The sequence below is a fragment of the Isoptericola sp. NPDC055063 genome, assembly GCF_053608125.1.
In genome coordinates this window covers 1-3,300 of the sequence record NZ_JBSGUW010000023.1, presented here as the reverse complement: position 1 = coordinate 3,300, position 3,300 = coordinate 1, and the positions used below count along the sequence as shown (strand labels likewise).

Genomic DNA, 3,300 nt, shown 5'->3' with positions numbered 1-3,300 from the left:
TTGTGTGGCGGGGTTAAACCCTTTGCTGCCACCCCCGCAACCGCCAGGGGACATCAAGGGCGAGGGGTTGGAGTCGCGGCGGCAGTTCGAACTGCCGCCGCGAGCGTGAACTGCCGCGCTGACGGTCAGCGCGCGACGATCGCGCCGGCGAGGTCGACGACGGCGGCGGTGACGTCGTCGAGCACCCGCGCGGTGCGCTCCGGGTCGCTGGCCACCTCGAGGGAGTGGTCGCCGCCGTCCACCTCGAGCACCCGCGCCCCGGACGCCGCCGCGAGCGCCGAGTCCCACAACCCGTCGGCCGTACCACCGGCCAGCAGGGCCGGCACGCCGGCCGCGCCGAGCCCCGCGGCGGCGGCCCGCACGTCGGGCGCCCCGTCGGCGGTCAGGAGCGGCGTGAGCCACGCGCCGGGCAGCCCCAGCTCGACGGCGACCGGCAGGGCCAGCGTGCCCAGCGACTTCGCGAGCACCAGGTGCGCGGCCCGCGGCGCCGCGGCCACTCCGTCGCGCGCCACCTCGACGTACGCCCGGCGCGCGTCGTCGGAGTTCGGCCGCCCGTCCCACACCACGGCCCGCACGGACCAGCCGAGTTCGCGCAGCGCAGCGACAGGCCGCGCCAGCACGGGCCCCTGCGCCGTGTACCCGACGCCGGGCAGCACGGTCACCACACGGTCGGCGTTGCCAGCGGACAGGTCCAGCCGGTACTCAGTCATGACGTCACCCTGCCACCACAACCGCGAGACGAGGCGTGGCGTCGGAGCGCGGGTCGGGCGATAAGGCGGGGGGTCGGGGATGTCGTGTCGCGAGGCTGGCCGGGCCTGGCGGGAGCGTGCGAGGAACGAGCACGGCGGATGGCGCGCCTCGCGACACGACATCCCCGACCCCGCGCCGCCCAGCTCAGCCCCGACCCCGCGCCGCCCGACTCAGCCCGCGACCCCCGCGACGACCCGGTCCAGAGCGGAGACGGCGGCGTCGAGCACGGCCTCGTCGACGGTGAGCGCGGGGCGGAACCGCACGGAGCGCTCGCCGCAGCCGAGGATGAGGAAGCCCTGGTCGTGCAGGCCGGCGACGACGGCGTCGCGCACCTGCCGCGACGGCAGCGTGACGGCGCACATGAGGCCGCGGCCGCGGGGGTCGGTGACGACGCCGGGGTGGGCGGCGGCGAGGGTCTCGAGCCTCGTCAGCAGGCCCGCCCCGACGCGCCCGGCGCGCTCGATCAGCCCCTCGGCCTCGATCACCTCGAGGATGCGGCGCGAGCGCACCATGTCGACGAGGTTGCCGCCCCAGGTGGAGTTGATGCGTGACGACACGTGGAACACGTTGTCGTCGATCTCGTCGACGCGCCCGCCGGCCATGACGCCGCACACCTGGGCCTTCTTGCCGAAGGCGACGACGTCGGGCTGCACGCCGAGCTGCTGGTAGGCCCAGGCGGTGCCGGTCATGCCGACGCCGGTCTGCACCTCGTCCAGGATGAACAGCGCGTCGTGCTCGCGGCACAGGGCCTGCATGGCCTGGAGGAACTCGGCGCGCAGGTGGTGGTCGCCGCCCTCCCCCTGGATGGGCTCGGCGATGAAGCAGGCGATGTCGTGCGGGTGCGCCTCGAAGGCGGCGCGCGCCTCGGCGAGGGCCTGGGCCTCGAGCGCCTCGACGTCGCGGAGGGCGCCGTCGGCGTCGTGCCCCGGGTAGGGGGTGGTGATGCGCGGCCAGTCGAACTTGGGGAAGCGCGCGACCTTGCCGGGCTCGGTGTTGGTGAGCGACATGGTGTAGCCGGAGCGGCCGTGGAAGGCGTCGCGCAGGTGGAGCACCTTCGTGCCGAGCTCGGGCGAGCGGCCGTGCGCCTCGTTGTGCCGGGACTTCCAGTCGAAGGCGACCTTGAGCGCGTTCTCGACGGCGAGCGCCCCGCCGTCGACGAAGAAGAGGTGCGGCAGGGCCGGGTCGCCCAGCACGCGGGCGAACGCGTCCACGAACCGGGCCAGCTCGACGGTGTAGACGTCGGAGTTCGACGGCTTGTTGACGGCGGCGCGGGTCAGCTCCTCGCGGAACATCGGGTCGCGGAACAGGGCGGGGTGGTTCATGCCCAGGGGGTTGGAGGCGAAGAAGGTGAACAGGTCGGTCCACTCGCGGCCGTCCCGGGCGTCGACGAGGGTCGACCCGTGCGAGCGCTCCAGGTCGAGGACGAGGTCGAAGCCGTCCACGAGCAGGTGCTCGCGCAGCGAGTCGAGGACGGCGGTGGCCTCGATCGAGCCACCGACGCTGGGGGCCGTGCGCTGAGAGATTGTCTCGGTCATATCCCGACCGTAGGGGAGAACTTCCTGCCGAACCAGAGTTTCCCCGAAAATATCTCCGTCAGCCCGGGAGCGGGCGGCCCTCGAAGTAGGTGCGCAGCACGATGGTCGACCGCGTGGAGACGCCCGCCTCCCGACGGATCACGCCCAGCAGGTCCTCGAGGTCGCCGGGCGCGGGAACCCGCACCAGCAGCAGGTAGTTGGCGTTGCCGGCCACCGACCAGCACGCCTCGATGCCGGGCACGTCGCGCAGCCGCTCGGGGGCGTCGTCCGCCTGCGACTGGTCCAGCGGCGTGATCTCGACGTACGCGGCGATGGGCAGCCCCACCTCCTCGGGGTCGATGACGGCGCGGTAGCCGGTGATCACCCCGCGCGCCTCGAGCTTGCGCACCCGCGCCTGCACGGCGGACTGCGACAGCCCGGTCACGCCGGCGAGCGACGCCAGCGTGGCCCGCCCGTCGCCCTGCAGGGCGCGTACGAGCGCCTTGTCGACCTCGTCCTCGAGCATGCCTGGTCCTCTCCCCCGTCGTGGTCCCGCCGCCCGGTCCTCGTGGACGACGGGCGTCTCGCTCTCCACCCCCACGGCCGCCGGCACCCCGCCGACGGCCGGTCGTTCAGCCCGCGACCTCCGCGGCCTCGAGCCACGCCAGCTCGAGCTCCTCCTTCTCGGCGCCCAGCCGGCGCAGCTTCTCGTCCAGCGCGGCGACGGCGCCAAAGTCGGTCGGGTCGGCGGCGATCTGCTCGTGCAGCGCCTTCTCCTCGTCGGCGATCCGCCCCAGCCGCCGCTCGACGCGCGCGATCTCCTTCCGCGCCGCCCGCACCTCCGCCGCCGACCACACAGCCGCCTGCCCCACTCCCCCCACGGACGACGCCGCACTGCCCTCCGCCGCCGACCGAGCGTTCCCCGCCGCACCCTCTGCGGAGGCCACGCCCCCACGGGCGGCGGCGGCGGATGTCTCGTCGCGAGGCTGGATGGGCCTGGCGGGAGAGCCCGAGGAACGAGGGCTCGGATGGACGC

Annotated in this window: 4 protein-coding genes; all 4 read right to left on the bottom strand. The window is 74.4% G+C overall.

The features are described from left to right. Positions 1-125: 125 nt before the first annotated feature. Positions 126-710: a hypothetical protein gene (locus ACWF41_RS20960; RefSeq protein WP_380326851.1), complete on the bottom strand. Its 585-nt coding sequence runs from the start codon at positions 708-710 to the stop codon at positions 126-128. A gap of 210 nt (positions 711-920) precedes the next feature. After that, entirely contained in the window at positions 921-2,285 is a 1,365-nt protein-coding gene (gene lat, locus ACWF41_RS20955; RefSeq protein WP_380327092.1) for an L-lysine 6-transaminase, read from the bottom strand. Between the two features lie 58 nt (positions 2,286-2,343). Then, positions 2,344-2,790, bottom strand: a complete 447-nt coding sequence (locus ACWF41_RS20950) for an Lrp/AsnC family transcriptional regulator (RefSeq protein WP_380327089.1) — start codon at positions 2,788-2,790, stop codon at positions 2,344-2,346. A gap of 106 nt (positions 2,791-2,896) precedes the next feature. Continuing rightward, complete coding sequence (locus ACWF41_RS20945) at positions 2,897-3,211, bottom strand: hypothetical protein (protein ID WP_452183192.1); 315 nt, start codon at positions 3,209-3,211, stop codon at positions 2,897-2,899. Positions 3,212-3,300 lie beyond the last annotated feature (89 nt).

Coding starts and splice junctions, on each gene's coding strand:
- lat (WP_380327092.1), bottom strand. CDS start 2,285: ATGACCGAGACAATCTCTCAGCGCACGGCCCCCAGCGTCGGTGGCTCG.
- ACWF41_RS20960 (WP_380326851.1), bottom strand. CDS start 710: ATGACTGAGTACCGGCTGGACCTGTCCGCTGGCAACGCCGACCGTGTG.
- ACWF41_RS20950 (WP_380327089.1), bottom strand. CDS start 2,790: ATGCTCGAGGACGAGGTCGACAAGGCGCTCGTACGCGCCCTGCAGGGC.